This window comes from Pseudoalteromonas rubra (genome assembly GCF_001482385.1).
In the GTDB taxonomy this organism is placed as follows: domain Bacteria; phylum Pseudomonadota; class Gammaproteobacteria; order Enterobacterales; family Alteromonadaceae; genus Pseudoalteromonas; species Pseudoalteromonas ardens.
Genome location: NZ_CP013612.1, coordinates 554,734 through 577,412, shown reverse-complemented (window position 1 = coordinate 577,412; position 22,679 = coordinate 554,734). Strand labels below are relative to the sequence as shown.

At 45.8% G+C, this 22,679-nt stretch carries 17 protein-coding genes; 7 read left to right on the top strand and 10 right to left on the bottom strand.

Annotated elements, in window-relative coordinates; translation table 11 throughout:
- Nucleotides 1-185 precede the first annotated feature (185 nt).
- Entirely contained in the window at nucleotides 186-1,826 is a 1,641-nt protein-coding gene (locus AT705_RS21635; RefSeq protein ID WP_058798422.1) for a S8 family serine peptidase, read from the top strand.
- A gap of 171 nt (nucleotides 1,827-1,997) precedes the next feature.
- On the opposite strand, the gene AT705_RS21630 is transcribed toward AT705_RS21635, so the two are convergent.
- From AT705_RS21630 to dnaK, 6 genes are all read right to left on the bottom strand, one after another.
- Nucleotides 1,998-2,810: a DMT family transporter gene (locus AT705_RS21630; RefSeq protein ID WP_058798421.1), complete on the bottom strand. Its 813-nt coding sequence runs from the start codon at nucleotides 2,808-2,810 to the stop codon at nucleotides 1,998-2,000.
- Entirely contained in the window at nucleotides 2,810-3,763 is a 954-nt protein-coding gene (locus AT705_RS21625; RefSeq protein ID WP_058798420.1) for a phosphotransferase, read from the bottom strand. Before AT705_RS21625 ends, AT705_RS21630 begins: the two co-directional genes overlap by 1 nt.
- Before the next feature lie 152 nt (nucleotides 3,764-3,915).
- Complete coding sequence (locus tag AT705_RS21620) at nucleotides 3,916-6,168, bottom strand: acyl-CoA dehydrogenase (RefSeq protein WP_058798419.1); 2,253 nt, start codon at nucleotides 6,166-6,168, stop codon at nucleotides 3,916-3,918.
- Nucleotides 6,169-6,425: 257 nt separating this feature from the next.
- On the bottom strand, nucleotides 6,426-6,884 hold the full coding sequence (gene ybaK / locus AT705_RS21615; protein WP_058798418.1) for a Cys-tRNA(Pro) deacylase: 459 nt from the start codon (nucleotides 6,882-6,884) through the stop codon (nucleotides 6,426-6,428).
- A gap of 581 nt (nucleotides 6,885-7,465) precedes the next feature.
- Nucleotides 7,466-8,596, bottom strand: coding sequence for a molecular chaperone DnaJ (dnaJ, locus tag AT705_RS21610; protein WP_058798417.1), 1,131 nt, complete (start codon nucleotides 8,594-8,596; stop codon nucleotides 7,466-7,468).
- 228 nt (nucleotides 8,597-8,824) lie between these two features.
- The gene (gene dnaK, locus AT705_RS21605) at nucleotides 8,825-10,765 is read right to left on the bottom strand and encodes a molecular chaperone DnaK (RefSeq protein WP_335339079.1); all 1,941 of its coding nucleotides are present in this window, start codon (nucleotides 10,763-10,765) and stop codon (nucleotides 8,825-8,827) included.
- A gap of 196 nt (nucleotides 10,766-10,961) precedes the next feature.
- Here dnaK and AT705_RS21600 point away from each other — a divergent pair, with 196 nt between their 5' ends.
- From AT705_RS21600 to AT705_RS21585, 4 genes are read left to right on the top strand one after another with little or no spacing between them, the layout of a single operon-like run.
- Complete coding sequence (locus AT705_RS21600) at nucleotides 10,962-11,765, top strand: acyl-CoA thioesterase (protein ID WP_058798416.1); 804 nt, start codon at nucleotides 10,962-10,964, stop codon at nucleotides 11,763-11,765.
- A gap of 59 nt (nucleotides 11,766-11,824) precedes the next feature.
- Nucleotides 11,825-13,033: a paraquat-inducible protein A gene (locus AT705_RS21595; protein ID WP_058798415.1), complete on the top strand. Its 1,209-nt coding sequence runs from the start codon at nucleotides 11,825-11,827 to the stop codon at nucleotides 13,031-13,033.
- Nucleotides 13,026-14,684 carry an intermembrane transport protein PqiB gene (pqiB, locus tag AT705_RS21590; protein ID WP_058798414.1) on the top strand — a complete coding sequence of 553 codons (1,659 nt, stop codon included), beginning with the start codon at nucleotides 13,026-13,028 and terminating at the stop codon, nucleotides 14,682-14,684. The genes AT705_RS21595 and pqiB overlap by 8 nt, the downstream gene beginning before the upstream one ends.
- Nucleotides 14,684-15,283: a PqiC family protein gene (locus tag AT705_RS21585; protein WP_058798413.1), complete on the top strand. Its 600-nt coding sequence runs from the start codon at nucleotides 14,684-14,686 to the stop codon at nucleotides 15,281-15,283. The genes pqiB and AT705_RS21585 overlap by 1 nt, the downstream gene beginning before the upstream one ends.
- Here the strand turns inward: AT705_RS21585 and AT705_RS21580 are convergent.
- Together AT705_RS21580 and AT705_RS21575 are read right to left on the bottom strand one after the other, a co-directional pair.
- A complete protein-coding gene (locus AT705_RS21580; RefSeq protein ID WP_049864861.1) occupies nucleotides 15,264-15,782 on the bottom strand; it encodes a GNAT family N-acetyltransferase in 519 nt (172 codons plus the stop codon). The two genes, AT705_RS21585 and AT705_RS21580, sit on opposite strands and share 20 nt — an antisense overlap.
- 53 nt (nucleotides 15,783-15,835) lie before the next feature.
- Complete coding sequence (locus AT705_RS21575) at nucleotides 15,836-18,712, bottom strand: insulinase family protein (protein WP_058798412.1); 2,877 nt, start codon at nucleotides 18,710-18,712, stop codon at nucleotides 15,836-15,838.
- Nucleotides 18,713-19,003: 291 nt separating this feature from the next.
- On the opposite strand from AT705_RS21575, the gene AT705_RS25820 reads away from it, so the two are divergent.
- Entirely contained in the window at nucleotides 19,004-19,189 is a 186-nt protein-coding gene (locus AT705_RS25820; protein WP_021032937.1) for a hypothetical protein, read from the top strand.
- Nucleotides 19,190-19,258: 69 nt separating this feature from the next.
- Entirely contained in the window at nucleotides 19,259-20,860 is a 1,602-nt protein-coding gene (gene ushA, locus AT705_RS21565) for a bifunctional UDP-sugar hydrolase/5'-nucleotidase UshA (RefSeq protein WP_058798411.1), read from the top strand.
- A 44-nt stretch (nucleotides 20,861-20,904) separates the two neighbouring features.
- Here ushA and AT705_RS21560 read toward each other — a convergent pair whose 3' ends face one another.
- Both AT705_RS21560 and AT705_RS21555 read right to left on the bottom strand, forming a co-directional pair.
- On the bottom strand, nucleotides 20,905-21,825 hold the full coding sequence (locus AT705_RS21560) for a hypothetical protein (protein ID WP_058798410.1): 921 nt from the start codon (nucleotides 21,823-21,825) through the stop codon (nucleotides 20,905-20,907).
- Nucleotides 21,815-22,663 carry a PhnD/SsuA/transferrin family substrate-binding protein gene (locus AT705_RS21555; protein ID WP_237113873.1) on the bottom strand — a complete coding sequence of 283 codons (849 nt, stop codon included), beginning with the start codon at nucleotides 22,661-22,663 and terminating at the stop codon, nucleotides 21,815-21,817. The genes AT705_RS21560 and AT705_RS21555 overlap by 11 nt, the downstream gene beginning before the upstream one ends.
- Nucleotides 22,664-22,679: the final 16 nt, after the last annotated feature.

The window sequence follows — 22,679 nt, the reverse complement described above, 5'->3', positions numbered from 1 at the left end:
TTATTCTATATATAAAAAAATAAAATACCCCACAAGTTGCATTTGCAACAAACTTCAATCCACAAAACCCCCATAAATAGTATAAAATTTCCTCAGCAAAATTTTCCTTATTTTTTCATTATTGACAGCGCTAGCATTCCCTGTTTTAGTTATAAGGGTTAACAACATGTAATATAGGTAAACTTATGAAAACCAAAGTTCTAACAAGCGTAAAATACTCTTTGCTAGCATTAGGTGTCACTGCGGCACTCGGTACAGCACAAGCGTCTGAAACACAACGAGTCATCGTCACGGTTAAAGATTCAGCAGTAGCTAACACGCTCCCAATGCGCGTGTCTGATGCTGAACTTGCTCAGTTCAAAACACAAGGCCTTGCGAGCATCGCGACACAAGCCAACGTCGAAGCAATCGAAACATTGCCAAGCGTGAATGCCGTTGTTATGGAGCTGACTCCAGAGCAATTGTCAGCCCTTGAAGCAAGTGGCAACGTTGCTTCAATTGAAGTCGATCCGAAGCGCTATCTGCCAGAGGTAACTGCCGGTTCTGTGGTACCACTTGCTGAGTCGGTTCCGTACGGTATCACTATGGTTCAGGCAAACCAGGTAAGTGACAGCAGTGCAGGTAACAAAAAGGTCTGTATCATGGACACAGGTTATACTCGTGGCCACCCAGACCTGCCAAACACAGGAGTTACTGGTAACGACGGTCACGGTTCATACAACACAGGTAACTGGTATCAAGACGGCAATGGCCACGGTACGCACGTAGCAGGTACAATTGCTGCGCTTGGTGGCAATGGACAAGGTGTGGTAGGCGTTAACCCATCAGGTCAACTTGGTTTGCATATCGTTAAGGTCTTCAATGACCAGGGTCGATGGGCATATGGCTCAGACCTGATCAAAGCAATTGAGCAGTGTGAAGCGGCTGGCGCAAATGTTACCAGCATGAGCTTGGGCGGCAGCGGCAGCTCAACTGCTGAGCGAAATGCTTTCGCATCAAGTGCACAGCGCGGCATGCTACATATTGCGGCTGCGGGTAACGGCTCAAACAGCTCATTCAGCTATCCGGCATCGTATGATGCGGTTGTCTCTGTCGCAGCAGTAGACAGCTCAGAGCGCGTTGCTTCTTTCTCACAATACAACAGCCAGGTAGAAATTGCAGGCCCAGGTGTGAGCGTAAATTCAACGTGGAATGACCAAGGTTACAAGAGCATCAGCGGTACTTCAATGGCGACCCCACACGTGTCAGGCGTAGCTGCGCTAGTCTGGAGCAACTTCCCTCAGTGTAGTGCTGACCAAATCCGCTCGGCACTCAATGCGACTGCAAAAGACAAAGGCTCAGCTGGACGTGACAACTACTATGGCCACGGTATCGTACAGGCAAAAGCAGCTTATGATTACTTGGTAAATACTGGTTGTGGCGGGCCAGTTCTGGTCGCGGATTTCAGCGCAACACCAAACGGCCTGAGCGTTCAATTTAGCAACAAGTCAAGCGCAGGTACTTATAGCTGGAGCTTTGGAGACGGTAACTCAAGCACACAAACCAGTCCAAGCCATACTTACGCACAAGCAGGTACATACAGCGTTACATTAACGGTCAAAGGCGCGAATAACAAAACCGCGTCAAAGAGCATGGATGTAGTAGTTAAAGACGGCAGTAATGGCGGTGGCTGTAGTGGCGTTGAAGCTTGGAATGCCAGCACTTACTATAGCACTGGTGACAAAGTATCGTACAGCGGCTACGAATATCAGGCAACCTGGTGGTCACTAGGTGCACGTCCTGACATTTTCAGCAACGTGTGGCGCAAAGGCGCACAATGTAAGTAAATCAATATAAGGCAGCGCTCATGGATGAGGTTGTCGCTCCTGGAGCAAGCAAACAAGCTTGCTCCTTATACCTATTTGCTTAATTAGGTGTTCTAAATGAGAAGCTTTAACACAGTTAGCGTCATATTTGCTCCTTCAAATAGAACAGGTATTAAGTGAAATTGGTATCAATTACAAAGAGACAGTGCCGATCAAAATGACGGCGATACTTAACCATTGATAGTGTTTAAGTGTTTCCTTATAGAAGTACACCCCAAGTAATGCCGCACTGGTAATACCGATTGCACGTTTAATTGCCTCCATTACGCCTGGCTGTAACTGTTGCAAAGCAACCAGCTGACACAACACAGCGAAGGCAAACACCAATGCAGCTCCTGCCCATTGCCATTTATATTTCAACAGTACACAGGCGCTTAACTTAGGCCTGAAAATCATCCCATTGATTAGTGCCACTGAAGCAGTAAGAAAAATCAAATGAAAGCTTACTGCAGCATATTGCAGGGCCTGTTTGTCGAACACGATGCACATTCCCCAACACAAGGCTGTTATCAGGACATACCCGGCGCCCGGCTCGCGGATCGCAAACCTGCCACCTTGCAGTATGAAAGAGCCCAGAGTAATAGCACCTAAGGCCAGCACCTGACTCTCAGCGAGCGGCTCACCTAGCCATATCCAGGCAAACGCTCCAGACACGACAGGCGTTACACAAAGCAGTGGCAACATCACAGCAATTTTGCCAACTGCCAGGCCACGAATAAAACACACACTCCCAATAGCCGCGAGTAAACCACTTATCATGCCCGGAACGAAATACTCAGCTTCTGGCAAAGGCGCTTGTAAGCCCCCCCAGTAAATGAGGTAGCCAGGCAATACCAGCAAGCTGAAAATGACAGACATCAAAGGTGCACTGACCTGCTGAGCCAGCTGCTTCCGTAAAAAGTCAAAACAAGCCCAGCAGATTGCACTTATTAACGCACTCAGCATCACACCTCACCAAGTTGCGCAAGACATAATTCGCTCTGAGAAAACATGTAAGCGGTCAGTTTTTGATGATCAGGCTTCCAACCCATTAAAAAACGCTGGAAATCAGCCCACACATAGGGCCATAACTCCCGCCAGCTTTTCTCTAGCTCGACAATTCGCTCGGCCGACCAGCTCACGGACAAAGCACGGCCTAATTGCTCAAAATAACTATCCAGACACGCCCGTGCCTGTGTTTCGAGTTCTCGGCCACTATATATACTGGTCAAGAGTAGCATTACATCAGCTATGCCAACTCCCAGACCAACATGCTGAAAGTCATAACCCAATGCCTGCTTTGAGCTAAACGCGAAGTTGGCTAGTTTCGCATCGCCATGAATTAAAGTTTGATAAGGACAATCAAGTAACCTTTGGTTGATTGCTTGTGCACTATTTTTAAGCTCACCGGAAGCCATACGCTCAAATTCATCCGGACGTGTATCCAGATGCCAGTAGTTTCCCCGCGCATACCCTGTCAGTACATCAGGGTCAACAAGTCCAACCGCATGAAAGCGTGCGAGCCAAGTAAGCATGTAGTCAAGATGGACGCGAGAAGCTGCACTTACATTGCGGTATCCCTGTGTTTCAAAATCACTGAGCACCAGAATAAAAACCTCGTTCTGATGTGCCAACGCTTTAACCTCAGGCAATGTGCAAACTGAGGTATAACGCTGCCCTGTGTGTCGATAAAAGTTCAATTCCTTCGCATAAGATTGATATTTCCGACGCAAAGAATGGGGGCTCTGGGTTATATGGCGGTGCGCCAGTTGTGCTGGTACAGTGGCCACTTTCGCAACGAGCAACTCACCCTGATAAGTAAATTTGTGAATGTATCCACAGCCACTCCATAATGCCTGGGCTTGCTGTGTGTCCACAAGCATGGTCATAACATGCGAGACAAGTGCGGAGGTTGACATGGCGCTCCTTGAGATTCTAGTGACATTTACCGATAAACTTTCATAAACAGTGTAACACGTCCACCCAACTCTCCCCAGACACTGTGCCGCTGCGCAGTCACAAAAAAGCCCCGAATGAACGGGGCTTGAAAGAGACTAACTTACAATTTAATTTATTGATTTACTGCCGATTTTACGTCATTCAGCGAACCGACTTCATCCAGCAGGTTAAGATCGAAATCAAATTCGTCAACCCGGATTGCTTTTTCTCGCTTACGATTGTAGTCAATCAACTGAGCATATTCCGTTTCGTTGATGACCTTAGCAATCAGTGCATTATCCAGTGTTTCGTAAAAACGAACCCCGGCTTTAATCTCACGCTTTTTAAGTGCGCGCTTAACTTTACCTAACAGATCAAGACAAGCAATCTTAGCCTTATAAGCCTGTTCATTAATATCGTGGCCATCACCAGCTTGTGGTTTAACCAGATGCGTTAACTGAGCCTTAAATGAAGTATCCAATTGCGCTGCCGTTGCCAACTCTCGTACCATATCATCGTTAATTCGTGGCATTGAGTGACCAAACTGCATGGTTAACACTCGCATGAATTTACGTGTACCAGGCGCCGGGAAGTTATCCAGGAACTTATGTAAGGCCTGCTCGGCTTCAACTAATGCATAGCGTGTTGCGTAATGGAAATAAGGCGCCGCAGCTTCACGGTCTGTCACTGCCACTTTCTGCTCGTAATACTTGATAGAAGCCATAGCAGCGTACAAATAACTCATCACATCACCTAAACGGGCAGATAACATTTCAGCTTGCTTAAGCTTGCCACCCAGAACCAGCAAAGAGAAATCAGCATACACAGCCAGCTTAGCAGACAAACGCTGTGCTGCTTTTTCGTAGGCCTGTACTTCTGGCAAGCTTGAGTTACTGCTGGCAGTAAATGGCAATAGTCCCAGTTTAAATGCGCGCAGACTGTTCGCAACACTATACCCTACTGTCTTACGCAAAATCTTATTAAAGGTTTTATCAGCATCAGCTTCTTCGCTGTGAATTGCCTCAACCATTGATTGCAGATAAGGGTGACAACGCATAACCCCCTGACCGAAAATCATCAGGTTACGAGTAAGGATGTTAGCTCCTTCTACGGTAATCGCGATTGGCTGTGCAACATAACCGCTGGCCAGCGTATTTTGCGGACCGTTCTGGATGGCCTTACCGGCCAAAATATCCATGGCTGAATCCAACACATCCCGGCCAGTTTCCGTCATGTGGTATTTTGCAATTGCTGTTACAACCGACGGTTTTAGACCCATACCAAGACCTTCTGTTGTCAGTACACGCATCGCTTCCTGAAGATAAGTTTTGCCAGCGATGTCGGCCAGCTTTTCCTGGATCCCCTCAAACTGACCGATTGCCAGCCCGAATTGCTCACGTACCGCCGCGTACTCTGACGCCGACTTCAATGCAACCTGACTGGTAGATACGCCAAGCGCTGGCAAAGAAATACCACGCCCAGCACCCAGACAGCTAACTAACATCTGCCACCCGCGACCAATATTTTTCTGACCGCCAATAATGAAATCCATTGGAATAAATACTTTTTCGCCGCGAGTAGTACCGTTGTAGAAGCGGATACCCATAGGATCGTGGCGGTTGCCCAGCTCAACACCCGGGTGCGATTTAGGGATCAACGCACAGGTAATTCCCAAAGACTCTTTGCCACCAAGCAAGCCCTCCGGATCAAGTACTTTAAATGCCAAACCTAATACTGTCGCGATAGGCGCAAGCGTGATGTAACGTTTGTCCCAGGTTACTTCCAGACCCAACACTTCTTCGCCATTGTATTGACCTTTAGTGACAATACCCTGATCTGGAATGCCACCTGCGTCAGAACCCGCTTCTGGACTAGTCAAGGCAAAACAGGGAATGTCGGTTCCATTGGCAAGCCTTGGCAGGTAATGCGCCTGCTGCTCTTTGGTTCCATAGTGCATGAGTAACTCACCAGGTCCCAAAGAGTTTGGGACCATGACTGTAACCGCAACCGCAGACGATTTTGTCGCTATGGTGCCTACAATGGTTGAATTCGCATACGGACTAAACTCTCTGCCACCATACTCTTTGGGGATAATCAAAGAGAAGAAGCGTTCTTTTTTCAAAAATTCTAAAATATGCTCTGGCAAGTGCTTCTCGTTCTGGATCACAGAATCATCGATCATCGCCATTAATTCTTGTACGGGCCCATCCAAAAACGCTTGCTCTTCGCTGTTTAATTTGGCTTCCGGCACCGCACGCAATGCGTCAAAGTCTGGTTTCCCGCGATAGATTGAGCCTTCAAGCCATACATCACCCGCATCGAGTGCCTCTTGTTCAGTCACCGAAATGCTTGGCAATATTTTTCTTAGTTGTGTTCTTAAACTCATAATAAACTCATCCGACCAGATTGATATAGTTACATTACGGCATAAATTTCCGTTTAGATCAATTGCTCTATGCTATTTTTTAACGGCTTTTTTACTGAAAGATCTGGGTTATTAAAAAAATTACTAAATAATTAATAGCTTACAAGTGTTCGCTGAAATCACCCGATTGGCCATTTTTTGTTCAGAACAGAAGTTTAAAACGAAATGCTATCTCGTTCACTGAGAAAAGGACATATACGGGATAAACAATAGATGGCTTAAAAATCAGCAACCTGGGCTGAGCACAATGCTGTAAGTGCTGTCGGACTGAGCGCCAGCTCTAAGCCGCGTCGACCGCCACTGACGTAGATCGTGTCATAAGTGAGCGCAGAGTTGTGTAAGATAACTGGCAAACGTTTTTTGTGCGCAAAGGGGCTGATCCCGCCCAGCTGGTACCCTGTTGCATTCTCAGCTTGTTGTTGCGTTGCAAGTTGCGCTTTTTTGCCTTTGCAGCTTTTAGCAAACGCTTTTAAGTCAACCAATTGAGTAGCAGGTGTAACTGCAACATTGAGCCTGCCATCTACGCTAATAACCAGCGTTTTAAATACTTTGTCCGGTGCCAAGGCCAATGCCTGAGTCGCTTCCTGTGCAAACTCAGTGATGTTCGGGTCGTGTTCGAACTTAAGTACTTCAAAGCTGACCTTATGCTTTTTAAGTAATTGAATAGCGGGTGTCATACTGGCGTTTCCTGTCCCTTATCATCGAAAAATCGATTCTGCTTCATCAACATTAAAATCCATTTGGATAATTAACGATCTAAGATGAGAAAATTGCCGCCTTGTTGCCGACAAGTTAGGTGCCTGCAAAGGCTTTGCTGACCTGCTGATGACAAGCTTGGGCGCTTACGTTGGAAATAATTTATCGCAAGTTACTTTTAACCCTATCTTAAGGTAGACAAAACGCCAAATTAGACTAAAGTCTTATTAACTCTATACGCACTGTTTTATTGCGCGGGAGAGTCGTTATGAACAAAGGTCTTGTTCGTATCGCAGCCGTATGTGCGGTTAGCTACTTTGCTTTGTCTTTTTTGACTAACGAATATTATTTTTGGGAAAGCAGTGTGGCCTGTGCGTCCAAGTGTAAGCGACTAGGCTGTACCGATGGGCTTCTTTTAACAGGACACAGTCGAACAGTACTGGCATGTAAGTGTACTGGAGATATGGATTATCTCATGTTGTTAAACTGAGAGAAAACGGCGCCGTTAAGCGCCGTTTTGTTTTTCTGTTATGCCAGCTGGCTCAGAAGTTAAGCCCTGACACTATTTTGTCAGATCATCAAAGAACTTCTTAACCCCATCAAAGAAGCCTTGTGCCTTCGGACGGTTTTTTCCAGCATCACTACCCATGCTCTCTTCGAGCTCCTTAAGCAATTCTTTTTGTCTCTCATTGAGGTTGACCGGCGTTTCGATCACGACTTTACAAATCAAATCGCCCACTGCACCGCTACGCACCGATTTCACGCCTTTGCCGCGCATACGGAACATCTTGCCTGTCTGGCTCTCAGACGGTACTTTAAGGTTTGCACGGCCATCGAGAGTCGGTACTTCAATCTCACCGCCCAAAGCCGCTGTCGTGTAGCTGATAGGTACTTCACAGTATAGGTTATTGCCATCTCGAACAAAGATCGGATGCTCTCTCACACTGACCTGAACATACAAGTCGCCTGCCGGTGCGCCGTGCACGCCAGCTTCACCTTCTCCAGACAACCTAATACGGTCGCCCGTATCAACACCCGCAGGGATTTTAACAGACAATGTTTTGGTTTTTTCAACACGACCCTGACCATGACAGCTATCACATGGATCAGAAATAACCTGCCCACTTCCCTGACAGGTAGGACAAGTTTGCTGAACGGCAAAGAAGCCTTGTCTCATCTGGACCTGACCTGCACCATGACAGGTAGGACATGTCTTTGGTTTAGACCCTGATTTTGCGCCGCTACCATCACAAGGCTTACAAGACACCCAAGTCGGAACCTGGATTTCGACTTCTTTACCTCGCACAGCATCTTCCAGGCTCAGATCTAAGCTATACCGCAGATCTGCACCGCGCTGCTGGCGTGATTGACGTCTCCCGCCACCAAAAATATCACCGAATACGTCCCCGAAAATATCACCAAAATCAGCACCGCCGCCAAATCCACCATGGCCTGCACCACCGTTTTGTTCAAAGGCAGCATGGCCGTATTGATCATACATCTGGCGTTTTTGACTATCTGATAAGACTTCGTAGGCTTCTTTTACTTCCTTAAACTTTGCTTCCAGCTCAGCATCGCCCGCAGTTCTGTCTGGGTGATACTTCATTGCAAGTCGTTTATAGGCCTTTTTAATGTCACGTTCACCGGCGTCTTTTGATACCCCAAGAACGTCGTAATAGTCTTGTTTTGACATAGTTCTCACACAATTATTACTGAGCGATCAGCCATTGTGATGACCGCCTGGCGAATACGTGTTTGATTGCGCTGCTTACGAGACTTGCCAGCTCCGCTGCAATCTACTTATCGCCTAAATTTAAATACGTCAGAGCCTGCTTACCTCTGCCATTCGTTAGAACTTGAAGGATAAACAGGCCCTGTTTAGCACCGCAGGCTAAGCCTGTGGGCACTGATAAGTCAACAATTACTTGTCGTCTTTCACTTCTTCAAACTCGGCATCTACTACATCGTCGTCAGCCTTGTTTGCTTGCTGCGCACCTGCGTCGCCGCCAGCTTGTTGCGCCTGAGCTTTCGCCTGAGCAATTTCCATTAGCTTCTGAGATTTTTCTGCAAGTGCCTGGGTCTTAGCATCGATTTCTTCTTTGCTTTCGCCTTTAATGGCTGTTTCTAGCTCAGACAGTGCTGCTTCAATCGCTGTTTTGTCGTCAGCTGGAAGATCATCACCTGCTTCTTCAACTTGCTTGCGAGTAGCGTGAACCAAAGCATCAGCCTGGTTACGAGCGCCAACTAGTTCTTCGAACTTCTTATCTTCCTCGGCATTCGCTTCGGCATCACGAACCATGTTTTCAATTTCATCGTCGCTCAGACCTGAAGATGCCTGAATAGTAATCTTCTGCTCTTTACCTGTGTCTTTGTCTTTCGCAGACACATGCAAGATACCATCCGCATCAACATCAAAGGTTACTTCAATCTGTGGTACACCGCGCTGTGCAGGACGAATACCTTCCAGGTTGAACTGACCAAGTGACTTGTTGTCACTTGAACGCTTACGCTCACCTTGCAGTACATGAATTGTTACCGCAGACTGATTGTCTTCAGCTGTTGAGAAAGTTTGCGACTTCTTAGTAGGAATAGTCGTGTTTTTCTCAATAAGCGCAGTCATGACTTGACCCATAGTCTCAATACCCAGAGACAGAGGACAAACGTCTAGTAGTAGGACGTCTTTCACGTCACCTGCAAGTACACCACCTTGAACCGCAGCACCAACTGCTACCGCTTCATCAGGGTTTACGTCCTTACGAGGCTCTTTTCCGAAGAACTCTGCTACTTGCTTCTGTACCAGTGGCATACGTGTTTGACCACCTACCAGAATGATGTCATTTACATCGTTTACAGACAGGTCTGCGTCAGCCAGTGCACGCTTCAGCGGCTCGATTGACTGTGCAACCAGGTCTTCAACCAGTGACTCAAGTTTTGCACGAGTTAGCTTCACGTTCATGTGCTTAGGACCTGTTGCATCAGCAGTAACGTAAGGCAGATTCACCTCTGTCTGCTGTGCAGATGAAAGCTCGATCTTTGCTTTTTCTGCTGCTTCTTTCACACGCTGCATTGCCAGCGGGTCAGTTTTCAGGTCAATGCCCTGGTCTTTCTTGAATTCAGCAACCAGGTAGTTAATTACACGGTTATCGAAGTCTTCACCACCAAGGTGTGTATCACCATTGGTCGCCAATACTTCAAACGTATGCTCGCCTTCAACTTCGTCGATTTCGATGATCGAGATATCGAATGTACCACCACCCAGATCATAAACAGCAACAACATTGTCGCCCTGCTTTTTGTCCATACCATAGGCCAGTGCCGCAGCTGTTGGCTCGTTGATAATACGTTTTACATCAAGACCAGCGATGCGACCTGCATCTTTTGTCGCCTGACGCTGTGAGTCGTTGAAGTAAGCAGGAACAGTAATAACCGCTTCAGTTACTTCTTCACCAAGGAAATCCTCAGCTGTCTTTTTCATCTTTTTCAAGACTTCAGCAGAAATCTGAGGTGCAGCGCGCTTCTCACCGCGTACTTCAACCCAGGCATCGCCATTATCTGCTTTAGCAATCTTAAATGGCATAATGCTGATGTCACGCTGAACTTCTTCATCTTCAAAACGACGGCCAATCAAACGCTTGATTGCATAAAGTGTGTTTTGAGGGTTAGTCACAGCCTGACGTTTTGCCGGTTGACCTACTAACGTTTCGCCCTCTTCGGTAAATGCAATAACCGATGGCGTTGTACGATCCCCTTCAGCGTTTTCGATAACGCGTGTCTTATCACCATCAAGTACCGCTACGCAAGAGTTAGTAGTACCTAAATCGATTCCAATAATTTTACCCATGTGAATCTTCTCCGACTTCAAAAATTCGTTGTTCTGTTAGATGACTTGATAAATAGGGGCGGCAATTTGTAATTCAAGCGTCACAACAAAAAAAAAGTGGTTTTTTTTGAATTTTTTTCGCCATGCCGTTTTTTTCATCAAAAATCAGCTAAATTTGACTTTCAACCCCTGGTATGACCAGATAAAAGATATTCTAGACCAACCAGAAGTAAATACTATGACGTTTGATCAACTCATTTCCCTGCCTGACCTGAAGCTCGCTCAGGCTCAACTTTCATTACCTGCAAGCTGGGGACAAGGCAGAACAGTCTTTGGCGGCCTATCAGCTGCTCTGATGTTACAAAGCATGTTAAATCAACTGGGCGACCAAAGTAGGCGTTTGCTTTCTTTTAGCTGCAATTTTGTCGGCCCTCTTTTAAGTGAAACGCCATTTGAACTCAGCACTCAACTATTACGTGCCGGTAAAAATGCAACTCAGATGCAAACCACCATTACACAAAATGACCAGGTTTGCCTTGTTGCACTCTCTTGTTTTGGTAAACCACGTTCATCTGCTATCAAAGTTTCTGCAAAAGACGAAAGTACACTGACAGAGGTTAATCACAAGCAGACGCTTCCTTATATAGAAGGGGTTATGCCGGCCTTTATCCAACACATCGACCTGAATCTGCAACAAGGTGCAATGCCATTTAGTGACGCCAGCTCTAGCCATATAGGCGGTTGGATGAAATTCAAAGAACCCGCACAACCGCATTTGTCAGTTCTTCATTTACTAGCGCTGGCAGATGCCTGGCCCCCAACTCTGCTACAACTATGCAAAGGCCCAACACCCGCAAGCAGCATGTCCTGGTACGTTGAGTTCTTAGATGACATAGAATTAGCAGGCACTGAATGGTTCGCCATGGAAGCTGTCACGCATCAGGCTGAACATGGCTATGCCATAGAGGACGCTAAGTTATTCTCACAAGATGGGAAATTACTGGCACTGAGCAGACAGACAGTAGCCGTATTTGACAGTTGATAAAAACCTTTAAGTCACTCACACTATGTGCAGTAGTGAGCTTAGGTATTGGTTAAACAGTGATAGTCGCCTGTCAGCATTGTGATTTTTTAGTGTCCATTCAAGATTTGGGCGAACAGCAAAGAGCTGTTTGTCCGCATTGCGGTAATGTACTGGCAACGACCCAACGCAACTACAAACAATGGATAGCCGCGTTTAGTCTTTCCTCTATTATCTTTCTGTTATTGAGCCTGCAACCACATTTTATCTCCTATGCGCAACATGGCCTGAAGCAGACCATTAGCTTGATGGCAGCGATTATGCAACTTGCCGAGCACTATAGTGTGTTCCTTGCAGCGCTGCTGAGCGCCAGTATCGTTATCCTGCCATTCATTGCCAGTGCCCTCATTCTTGTCGTGCATACGCCTGTGTGGCAAAAAATGAATCCTCATAATGCCAGAGTCGTTGCAAAATTTATCATGGCACTAAGACCTCTCAACTTAGCCGATATCTTTCTCGTGGCGGTATTAATCAGTGCATTTAAGCTTACCGCGTTCGCTGAGATTGAAGTAGGACTTGGCTTTTGGGCCTATATTTTATTTGTATTGTGTTTTATTGAGACTTTGTCTTTACTAAGCCAACACCAACTCTGGCAACTACAACAAGCGCATTTCACACCTTCGATAGAGCATTGCGCCAAACGTGCAAGTACACAAAGCCTCAAACAATGCCATGTCTGCCAGCAGATCAGCCGAGATGTTCACTGCCCGCGTTGTTTGGCGAAATTACGTTACCGTAAAGATAACTCTGTAGCGCGAAGCGCCGCCTGGATGCTCACTTCCCTCATATTTATGGTACCTGCCCTGTCTTTTCCAATTATGGACACTATTAACCTCGGGTTACATACACCAGCAACCATTTATGGTGGTGTAGAAGTCCTGTGGAATAATGGCTCATACCCAATCGCCATTGTGATTTTCATCGCAAGTATCTGCATCCCACTAATAAAAGCAGGTACATTGTTCTATTTACTGTATCGCGTTAGCTATCCAACGAACCCAAAAGTGGCGGCTAAATTCTATCGCGCCCTCGAAGCGGTGGGTAAATGGTCAATGATCGACGTTTTCGTCGTGATTCTCTTGGTTTCTCTCGTACAGCTTGGTACTGTACTGAGCGTAGAGCCACAGCCAGGTATCGTCTTTTTTACCGCCATGGTCATTTGCCAAATCTTTGCTGTGAACAATTTTGACCCTCGTTTACTTTGGGACTCTTTAAATAAACATGAATAAAGAAGCGCATATCGAGCCCAAGCCCAGGCTTTCCATCATCTGGGTCGTCCCCTTACTGGCTGTTCTGATAACAGGCTGGATGCTCTATCAGCATCAGCAGAACAAAGGCCATCAAATATACATTAAGATGAAGAGTGCCGACGGTATTATCGCTGGCAAAACAGAGATTCGGGTCCGCAGCGTTAAAGTCGGCGTTGTTGAAGCACTTCGTTTGCAAGTAGAACAGAAAGCCGTCGTCGCCACTGTCCGCATAGAAAAACATTATGATAATTTGCTGACAGAAGACGCTAAGTTTTGGATAGTAAAACCACGTATTGACCAATCCGGAATAAGCGGACTTAACACCTTATTGTCTGGTGTATATATAGAGTTGCTACCGGGAGAAAGTAAGCAGCGCACCAGTCTATATACGCTCCAGGAGCAGCCAGCTCTTATCTCAACAGACATTGAAGGTGTGCGTTATCAGCTCAGCTCAACCAGTGGCGAAGTGCTGGATGTGGGCACGGGGATCTTTTTCCGTAATTATCATGTGGGGCAGATTGAGAGCTCAGTGTTTAATACCGACTCTTTACAAATGGAGTACGGGGTGTTCATTCACTCCCCATACGATCGCCTAATCACTCACAATGCGATTTTCTGGATCAATTCAGGGGTAGAGCTTTCGCTGACCAGTGAGGGCATTAACCTCAATACAGGTTCACTCGCAAAAATGATTAAAGGCGGAATATCCGTAGATTATCCACCCGGACAAGACGGCACAGAGGTTGCTCAGGAAGGCAGAGCATTTACGCTGCATCAAAATTTCGCCGTTGCATTGGAGCGTCGCTTTGATTTGTTTGATCACTATTTGGTTGAATTTGAACAATCAATTCGGGGATTAAAACCCGGTGCACCGGTTGAGTATCGGGGTATGCGCATAGGTACTGTCGAGCAGGTTCCAGCCAGGCTTGAACGAAATGGGCAGCCACTTTACTTCCAGCAGGGTAACACGTCGATTCCTGTACTTATCAAAATTGAATATGGGCGGATTTATGAAGTCGATGCCAAAGCCAAGCAATATTGGCAGGAAAATATAGAACAATGGATTAAAAATGGCCTGAGAGCATCACTAAAAAGTGGTAATATTTTAACAGGTGCGGTATATATAGAGCTAGATTTTTACAATTCAACCCCTCCAACCAGCTTAGGGATGAATTTCGCGTACCCGGTGTTACCGAGTGTACCGAGTGGATTTACAGCTTTATCAGAGCAAGTCATGGCTTTGTTGAACAAGCTCAACAAATTGCCACTGGATAGCTCGCTCAATGAAGCACAACAAACGATGCAGGCGTTTACAGCACTGGCAAAAGAAACGCAAGCACTGGTTAATAGTTTCAACACAACGAAAGTATCTGAAAAAGTGGAAAAAAATCTAACACAATTACAGGGAACGCTGGCACAACTCACTGCCAGCCTCAAGCAATTTGAGCAAACACTAAACAACTATCAAAAAGGGTCTGGTATGGTCGAGCAGCTCACAGATACCCTGCAAGAACTAGAAAGCCTTAGTAACTCACTCAAACCTGTGTCAAAAGGCCTAAATGAACAGCCGAATATGCTACTGTTCGACAAAGAGACTCTGGCAGATCCTGAACCCAGGAAACAGCGCTAATGAAAGCCGTTATTGCGCTTCTCACAATCATGTTGACTGGCTGTGCGGGATCAGACCCAGCGCAATATCAGTATTATCGATTTGATTCAGCGCTTAAAACAACACAAAGCCCAAGTGTCAATGCACCCAGAGTTTACGTCGATGAGGTCAATATTGTTGGTGTTGCTGATCAGCAAGCGCTTGTCCAGTACACCTCTGAGCATACTGTTCACATTGCTAGTTATCATTATTGGGCGGAGCACCCGAAGCTTATACTGACCAAAGAAACACTTCAGCATCTCGAAGGTAAGGGCTTGTCACCCGTACTCTCCACCCATGCCAGTGATTTCAATACCGGCGATTTCAAATTGCTGATAGAAGTCTCAGATCTGGCTGGTCATTACCAGCAAGGCGCAGTTTTAAGGGGTGCCTGGCACCTATATCAAATAACCAATAAGGGGACCAGGCTGATCCGTGTTAAACGTTTTGACTACCAATCAGCGCTCTCGCAAGATGGCTTCACAGCTCTGATAAGCGCTCACCAGGCTAACTGGCAGCTTTTAATGACACAATTGCACTCAGAAATCGGGGCGAGTGATATTATCTCTCCAGCAGATTAACGTATAGGTTAGTCTGCGCCATACCTGGCACAAGCTCAAACTTACCAACCAGAACAAAGTTAAGCTTTGCTAATAGCTTGTTACTTGCTGTATTTTCAGGGGTTGTGATAGCCCCAAGTGCCTTATACTTGCCACAGTTGCGAACAAATGACAGTAATGCCTCAGCCGCTTCGAAAGCATATCCTTTCCCACAATACCGATCGAGAAAAGCGTATCCCAGATCAGGAAACTCCAGATAAGGCCGCTGATAGAGACCACAAATACCAATCGCAGTTCCGTCATTTAGCGTGACAATGTAGGGGCTTGGTGCTGCCAGGTCGTATGGTGTAAAAAAAGCACTTTCAATATACTTTTGTGCATCGGACAAGGTTCGGATCTCTTTATCCGCAACGTTATCGATAAAGCTACGTTGGTTAAGCAGTTCAAAGATCAACTCCGTGTCTGCAATTTGAGCTCTGCGAATAATTAACCGCTCTGTGCGCGTTACAATCTCTGACATAATAATACGTCCTAAAAAAGCGGGACTATTTGCCCCGCAAAGGTGGTAGCCGTTTACTCAAAACGCGCCTTCTTATAGAGCTCAGCCATAGAGCCGAGCTTCACTTCATTTGGTATAGTCGCGAAAGGTTTATCAGCGAACTTCTTACCGCGGATCTGCACATTGATCCTCGATGCATCGGTATTAAGCATACTTTGCTGGTAATAAGACTGGATATCAGCCAATGTCACCTGCTCCGTCGCCGCGATGAGCTTTGCTTTAGAGTCAAATGCCAGATTATCACGATACCAGTCAACCAGGATTGGCTGAGACTCCTCCGCCAGGTTCTTTGGCACTTGCTTCAAAGATAAGAGTGCAGCCTGCTTAAGCTGTGCAAAGGTTTCTTCATCGAGCTCTTTCAATGCCTGGGCATATTCATTTCGGTAACGGTCAAACCGCGCCTGCATTGACTGTGCATCTAATACGGGAGTCTGAATATAAAAGCCAAACGCCGAGTGTTCGTCAATACTTTGCGCCACAGCCCCTACAGCGTAGGCCAACTGCTCCTCAGTTCGCAAAGTATTAAATAAATGGCTGCTTAAGTGCGATTTCAGGACCTGAGCTGCTGCTTTTTGTGCATACCCAGGTACTGGGTGAACAAACATGTCAACAATGGCGACGTCCGCCGTCTCACTATCTTGTTGCCAAACCAGTGCATCTCCCGGTTTAGGTTTTAGGTAACCAGCACGAACGTAGTCATTACGCTCAACAGGCTTAGAGAGCGTTCCCTTCACTTGTTTCACAACCTCAGCAAGGAATTGCTTGTCGTAGTTGCCATAACCAAACATTCGCACCGTGTGATGATTCAGGATATCATTTTGCGCTTTACTGAAAGCATCTGTAGTCATTTTAGTGGCCGTATCTATCAACAGCGTTTCATCGAAGTTACCAGTCCGTACAAGAGATTGATAACGTCCGAATGCCTGGTAAAACGGAAATTGCTGACGTTGATTTTGAATATTCCGGACATATCGATCGACAGCCTGCTCAAGCTGTTTAGCCGTTGGTTCCACCTTTAATCCTGCCAGAGATTGAGACAACAACACTCCTTGCTTATCCGTAAACCCGGATAAGGTGAGCAATAAGCCGTTGTTCACGCTCATTCGCATCCCCATACCCGCAATCGATGCCTCTGTTTGCAACTTCGCTTTTTCTATTGCGTATAGATCGGCCCACAGCGCTGCGGCAACCTGAATCTGGGCACGCTCTAAAGTCAGTGGGGAGTTAATATGAACCAATAAGCGACCCTTTGGTTGTTCGCTATATTTTTCGCTGGTCTTATGCCAAACTGCGACCCTGCTGTCCTCATAAATTTTGTCGACTGCATCCGAATTCTCTGAGTGCGTGACGATATCGAATCGTTCAGGAAGCAGACGATTAATACTTGGGAGCGACAACTCCGGAGCCGGTTCACCTTGCCAGGATGCAACTTCTTGCTCTGTAATATCAGTAATTTGATAACGACCATCATAAAAATGTAGTTTTTGGTCATTTGGCTCTTGCTTACTGATATACCAAATCCGAAGCTGTTGTGGGTTTAGCTGCTCCAGCACGTTTTCAACGGCTTGCTCGTTAAAATCGGCAAAGTGGTACGGTGCATTAATTGCGTGGTTCAACGGGTATTTTTGCATACTATCGGCTAAGTCCGAAACATAACCAAATTCATCCCCCCGCTCCAGAAAACGAAACTGATTAGCAAGAGAAGTATTAATTTCGTTAAAGTACTTGCTATCAATCCCCTGCTCTTTGATCAATGCAATATATTGCATGACAGTCGCAACGATTTGCTCACGTTGTTGCATACCCTGATCGGTCAACTGGATATCTACGCTTAAAGCGCCAAAGTTACCGTATAAATCTGGCGTAGCATTGGCTGTGAGCTCTGAGATCCAGCCTTTTTGTTTAAGCACCTGAGCCGGGCTACCTTGCATTTCATTACTAAGCAGATACGTCACGAAGTAATTCGGTTTAAACGCAAATTCTTCGCGGTTATTGGCAATGGTGAAGTCCAGCTTCAGCGTCTTGACATCTTCATTGGGCACATAATGAATGCGCTTCTTTCCCAGCTTCGAGAAATCCAACTCACTCTTTACTTGCGGTTTTTCTATTTGCTTATCTTCAATCGTGGCAAAATATCGCTGCGCTTTTTCACTCATATCAGACAAAGGTAAATTAGATATCATCGCCAGCTTCATAATGTTTGCTGAATAATATTTATTGTAAAAAGCAACGGTTTCCTGATGCAGGTTACTGCCTGGTTTGTCACCCAAGGTTTCAAGGTTACCTATCAAAAAGCGATTCGCCGGGTGCGAGCCCATCATACTGCGTGACAATTTATATTGACCAAAGAAGTCCAACTCACGGCGCATTGACCATTCAGCATTAACTGCATTCTTCTCTTTGTCGGTATATTCAGGGTAAAGCTTTGGCGCTTTAAAGAAATCGGAAAAGCGGTCGAGCGCCTCGTCATAAGCCTGATTATTTACTTTGAACATATAGTTAGTAATGTCTAACCAGGTATAAGCATTATGAGACCCGCCATTGCGGCTCATAAAGTCTTTGTAACCCTGTGTATCAGGAAAACGGTCAGTTCCCAGAAAAAGCATATGTTCCAGGTAATGCGCCATTCCTTGCTGTGACATAGGATCATGTAGTAGACCAACACCGACACTCAAAGCCGCTGCAGACTTTTCAACTTCAGGGTCTGAAACAAGAATCACCTCTATCCCATTTGATAGAGTAAGTGTCTTATACTGTCGATTATCATTAGGGCTGACAACCAGCTCATTAGCTAAAGGGGCAACTGACGTATTCCCCGCTCCGTTTTGTGTTGCCACACATCCGGATAACAAAGCCAGCGTGATACTGGCCACTAACATCGTTTTTTTCATTAACAGTCCATCTCAATACATTATTTTAGCCCGTTTAGTCCAAGGCTAATATCGATACTCAAACGCTATCATCTAACCCCGTTACAATTCAATCTCCGCTAGATATTTTAATCACTTACGGGCCAAATATGCCCACCTCTCAACAGCTCAAGACTGGCCCTACCGATCCCCTTATGCCTATTAGTAATAATAATCACCAATTTTAAAAGAATTTTTTATCACATAAGTTTATCCATTTGGTAACATTAAGCGCGAATTATAATGACAACTACAGATCATCAGGGGTACATAATGGAAATAAATCAACCGATCTGCGATTTTGGGCTGCACAGCGGTGAGCCATACTGCAAACTACCCGCGAGCTTCCTAAATTGGATGGTCGCAACTGGCCATGCCAAACAGGCGTTAGCTAAAGATGAACTTACTCGCAGACACAATGCGGTATGTGACTCAAGAATGAAGTCAAAAGTTCAATAATCAGCTATGTTTACTTAGAGCTTTTAGTTTAAACTAGAGCGCATAGTTCGTCCCCACTGAAGTAAATTTATGCGCTTTATCATTCCGTCGCTGCTGGCACTATCGCTGACAGCATGTTATTCGACATCACAGTCAACTAATCAATCTACTGACAATACGGTCCGCTATCTTACTGTGTTACATACCAATGACCACCATGGTCGTTTTTGGCACAACGAAGATGGCGAGTATGGCATGGCAGCCAGAAAAACCCTGCTTGACCAGCTCAGAACCCAAGCCCATGCGCAAGGCCACAGCGTTGTATTGTTGTCTGGCGGTGATATAAATACAGGCGTGCCTGAGTCAGATTTACAGCATGCCGAACCTGACTTCAAAGGCATGAGCCTGCTAGGCTATGATGCCATGGCCATTGGCAACCACGAATTTGACAATCCTCTGGATGTGCTTGATAAACAAATTGCCTGGGCCAATTTCCCGCTTCTGTCCGCTAATATTTTACATAAGCACAATGGCGAGCACGCCTATCAACCTTATACTATTATCGACAAGCATGGACTAAAGATCGCGATTATTGGGTTAACGACCGTTGATACAGTAAAAATCGCCAATCCAGAGTTTGTTGGGAATCTAGATTTTGTAGACCCTGCGCCTATCACAGCCCAGCTATCTAAGCAGATCAAATCACAATACAACCCTGATGTAACCATTGCAGTAACCCACATGGGCCATTACCACGACGCGTCTTTTGGGATTAACGCTCCAGGTGACGTGACACTTGCCCGCAATGTGCCTGAAGGTGCGCTCGATATGATCATCGGTGGTCATTCACAAGAACCCGTGTGTATCGACGACAATGGTGCTGAAGACAATAATTTCGTACCAGGAAAGGCGTGCAAACCAGATCAACAAAACGGTATCTGGATAATGCAAGCTCATGAATGGGGTAAATATGTCGGTAAAGCGGTATTCAAAATTTCAGGTGGCAAAAAAACACTGCAAAGTTATGAATTATTACCGGTTAACCTTAAAGACGACCAGGGACAATGGGCGACAAGTTACATCGAACATGACCCTGAATTAAAAGCGTTCCTTGCTCCATACCAGGAAGCAGGTGAAAGTAAAATATCGGGTGCGGTCGGTGAGGTTGATGCCTTTCTGGATGGACGCAGAAACACCGTTCGCTTTCAACAAAGTCCGTTGGGCGATTTAGTTATCAAAGCGCAAATGGCGGCTGTCGGAGCGGATTTTGGTTTTATCAGTGGTGGCGGTATACGTGCCAGTATTAAAGCTGGAGAAATCAGCTATAAAGATATTCTCACCGTGCACCCATTCGGAAACAGAATTGCTTACATCGATTGGCGTGGTGAGCAGCTGCTTGACTACTTATCTGTTGTGAGCCGCTTTCCGCCTGACTCTGGTGCTTATTTGCAATATCACGGTATCGAGTTCGATTTGCGCAATGGTGAGCTCGCGAACGTAAAAGTCCAGGGCAAGCACGTTGAGCCAGATAAAACTTATCGTATGAGTATTAATAGCTATAACGCTGCCGGAGGTGATGGCTACCCAGTCTTAACTGACCTGCCAGGGTTCACAACGACAGACAGTACCGATGCTCAGGTTCTGAAAGACTATATTGAGCGTCATAGCCCTATCAAGCGCTCTTCTCTATAATCATAAGCAAAGGTTGGAGTAAACCAAGTATTTACCCCAACCTTCTACTTTCCTATCACTTCAACGTCATTCACACCCAGTGCCTTTAGCCCATAACTATGCAGTTTAGAACGTGAACCTTCACCATGTGCTTTTGGCGGGTAAAGCTTTACTCTTAAATCGGGCTGGTGTGTCAATAACTCATCCAGTGCGGCACGTATTTCACTGAGGGTTTTCTCCAGGCTGTTCGAAAAGTTAGGGCGTTTCCTGATGGTATGCCCTAACGCCACTAAGCGATGAAAATACTTGTCAGCAATATCCAACAGCTCATCTGGTAGCTCCTTATTCTGGTTCAATGACACTTTTGGGTTATGTAAACAAAACTCCAGTAAAGCAAGATAAAAACACAATGGTTTATTAGCCAGCTGAACCTGACACGTCTTATCTCCGCTAAGACATAAGGTTTTTGAGTATAGATCTACAACCAGGTGCTGAGGTTGAGGCTTGGCCACCACCGTTGTCGCAGTTTGCCGCTTTGCTTGCTCTCTTTTATTTGAAACAGATTTATAAAAGGCAAGATTTAACAATGCGATTAAAATTGGAATAATGTACAACCAATAGTTATGGCTGGTATTAACCTCATAGCCAACCGCCGTATCTCCGTCAGCGCCTGACAGTAGCAGCTGGCCTTCTTTTAACTCTCCATCACTGCTGGCGATGCTTACAATGCGGATCCGACTGGTTTTCTTTTGTAAATTGTGATTGAGTGCGTCAATGTAGGCTTGCACCCGGGTCGCGTCACCGGCGTAATTCAAATGCGGTACCGCAATAGGGAGCCTGTTCTTATCCAGCGCCACTCTCAACTTGATACTGTCTAAATCCTGCTCGATAGCATGTCTAATTGCTTGTTCATGTGCAAAAACAAAAATCACCGTAAAAATGACACTATATACAGCAAACGCAAGCATGCCCGTTTTACGACTCATTTTTTTCTCCTATAAAATAAACAGGTAACTCATTGCATTGCCAGTACAAATCTAACTCGTCAAAGTAACTTGAGCCATTGTTTTTAGCAACTTCCTGCAACAGACTCTGTAACGCACAAGCCAAATCTGTGTTGTCGACATCCATTTTCATGTACCAACGGCTACCACTAATATTCTCTCCAATCGGTGTAATATAATTAGCAGAAAAGCGGCTTTCGTCGCTTTCCTGCCAGTAAGTGGCGATAATGTCCAGCTCACCAGATGACAGTTTTTCTCTCAGCACCTGATGAGAGCTGACGTACTGAATATCCAGAACACGCATATCCAGTTCAAGCCGTTTAAACATCTGTTTAGGAATAATGTGGCCGGAACGACTAGTGGGATAATCGAGCAAGCCGATTTTTTTACCTAAAAAATAAGCTTTGTCTAATCTCGGCTTTTCCCGATTGGAGATAAAAAAGGCTGTGTAGGTAGGGTAACCAACAACTGGCATATAATTGTAGGTCGATTGCGCCTTCAGCGCGGCCATGACATTGTCTTTTGACAATGTCAGATCAGCAAGCCCCTTCGCGATATAGTCAATTTGCTCAGCCAGCTCACCACTATAGCGCACTTCGACGCGGCCATACTGCTTGGCTACAACCTCATCCTGACACAAGGCAGGCGCTAGCCTGCGGGCCAATGGTTCAACGGGTACATGCACCCTAAATACGGCCTGGTTACTGCTGGAGCGCGTCTTACATGAGACGCTACTTTCAACCAGTTTTGGTAACTCACCAATGGGCCTGGCCGTGAGGTTACTGGCAAGTAACCAACAGCACCAGACTGAGAGAAACAAAACTGTAACAATAGTT

Excerpts from the sequence above, each read along its gene's own strand:
- AT705_RS21635 (WP_058798422.1), top strand. The coding sequence starts at position 186 with ATGAAAACCAAAGTTCTAACAAGCGTAAAATACTCTTTGCTAGCATTA.
- AT705_RS21630 (WP_058798421.1), bottom strand. The coding sequence starts at position 2,810 with ATGCTGAGTGCGTTAATAAGTGCAATCTGCTGGGCTTGTTTTGACTTT.
- AT705_RS21625 (WP_058798420.1), bottom strand. The coding sequence starts at position 3,763 with ATGTCAACCTCCGCACTTGTCTCGCATGTTATGACCATGCTTGTGGAC.
- AT705_RS21620 (WP_058798419.1), bottom strand. The coding sequence starts at position 6,168 with ATGAGTTTAAGAACACAACTAAGAAAAATATTGCCAAGCATTTCGGTG.
- ybaK (WP_058798418.1), bottom strand. The coding sequence starts at position 6,884 with ATGACACCCGCTATTCAATTACTTAAAAAGCATAAGGTCAGCTTTGAA.
- dnaJ (WP_058798417.1), bottom strand. The coding sequence starts at position 8,596 with ATGTCAAAACAAGACTATTACGACGTTCTTGGGGTATCAAAAGACGCC.
- AT705_RS21600 (WP_058798416.1), top strand. The coding sequence starts at position 10,962 with ATGACGTTTGATCAACTCATTTCCCTGCCTGACCTGAAGCTCGCTCAG.
- pqiB (WP_058798414.1), top strand. The coding sequence starts at position 13,026 with ATGAATAAAGAAGCGCATATCGAGCCCAAGCCCAGGCTTTCCATCATC.
- AT705_RS21585 (WP_058798413.1), top strand. The coding sequence starts at position 14,684 with ATGAAAGCCGTTATTGCGCTTCTCACAATCATGTTGACTGGCTGTGCG.
- AT705_RS21580 (WP_049864861.1), bottom strand. The coding sequence starts at position 15,782 with ATGTCAGAGATTGTAACGCGCACAGAGCGGTTAATTATTCGCAGAGCT.
- AT705_RS21575 (WP_058798412.1), bottom strand. The coding sequence starts at position 18,712 with ATGAAAAAAACGATGTTAGTGGCCAGTATCACGCTGGCTTTGTTATCC.
- AT705_RS25820 (WP_021032937.1), top strand. The coding sequence starts at position 19,004 with ATGGAAATAAATCAACCGATCTGCGATTTTGGGCTGCACAGCGGTGAG.
- ushA (WP_058798411.1), top strand. The coding sequence starts at position 19,259 with ATGCGCTTTATCATTCCGTCGCTGCTGGCACTATCGCTGACAGCATGT.
- AT705_RS21560 (WP_058798410.1), bottom strand. The coding sequence starts at position 21,825 with ATGAGTCGTAAAACGGGCATGCTTGCGTTTGCTGTATATAGTGTCATT.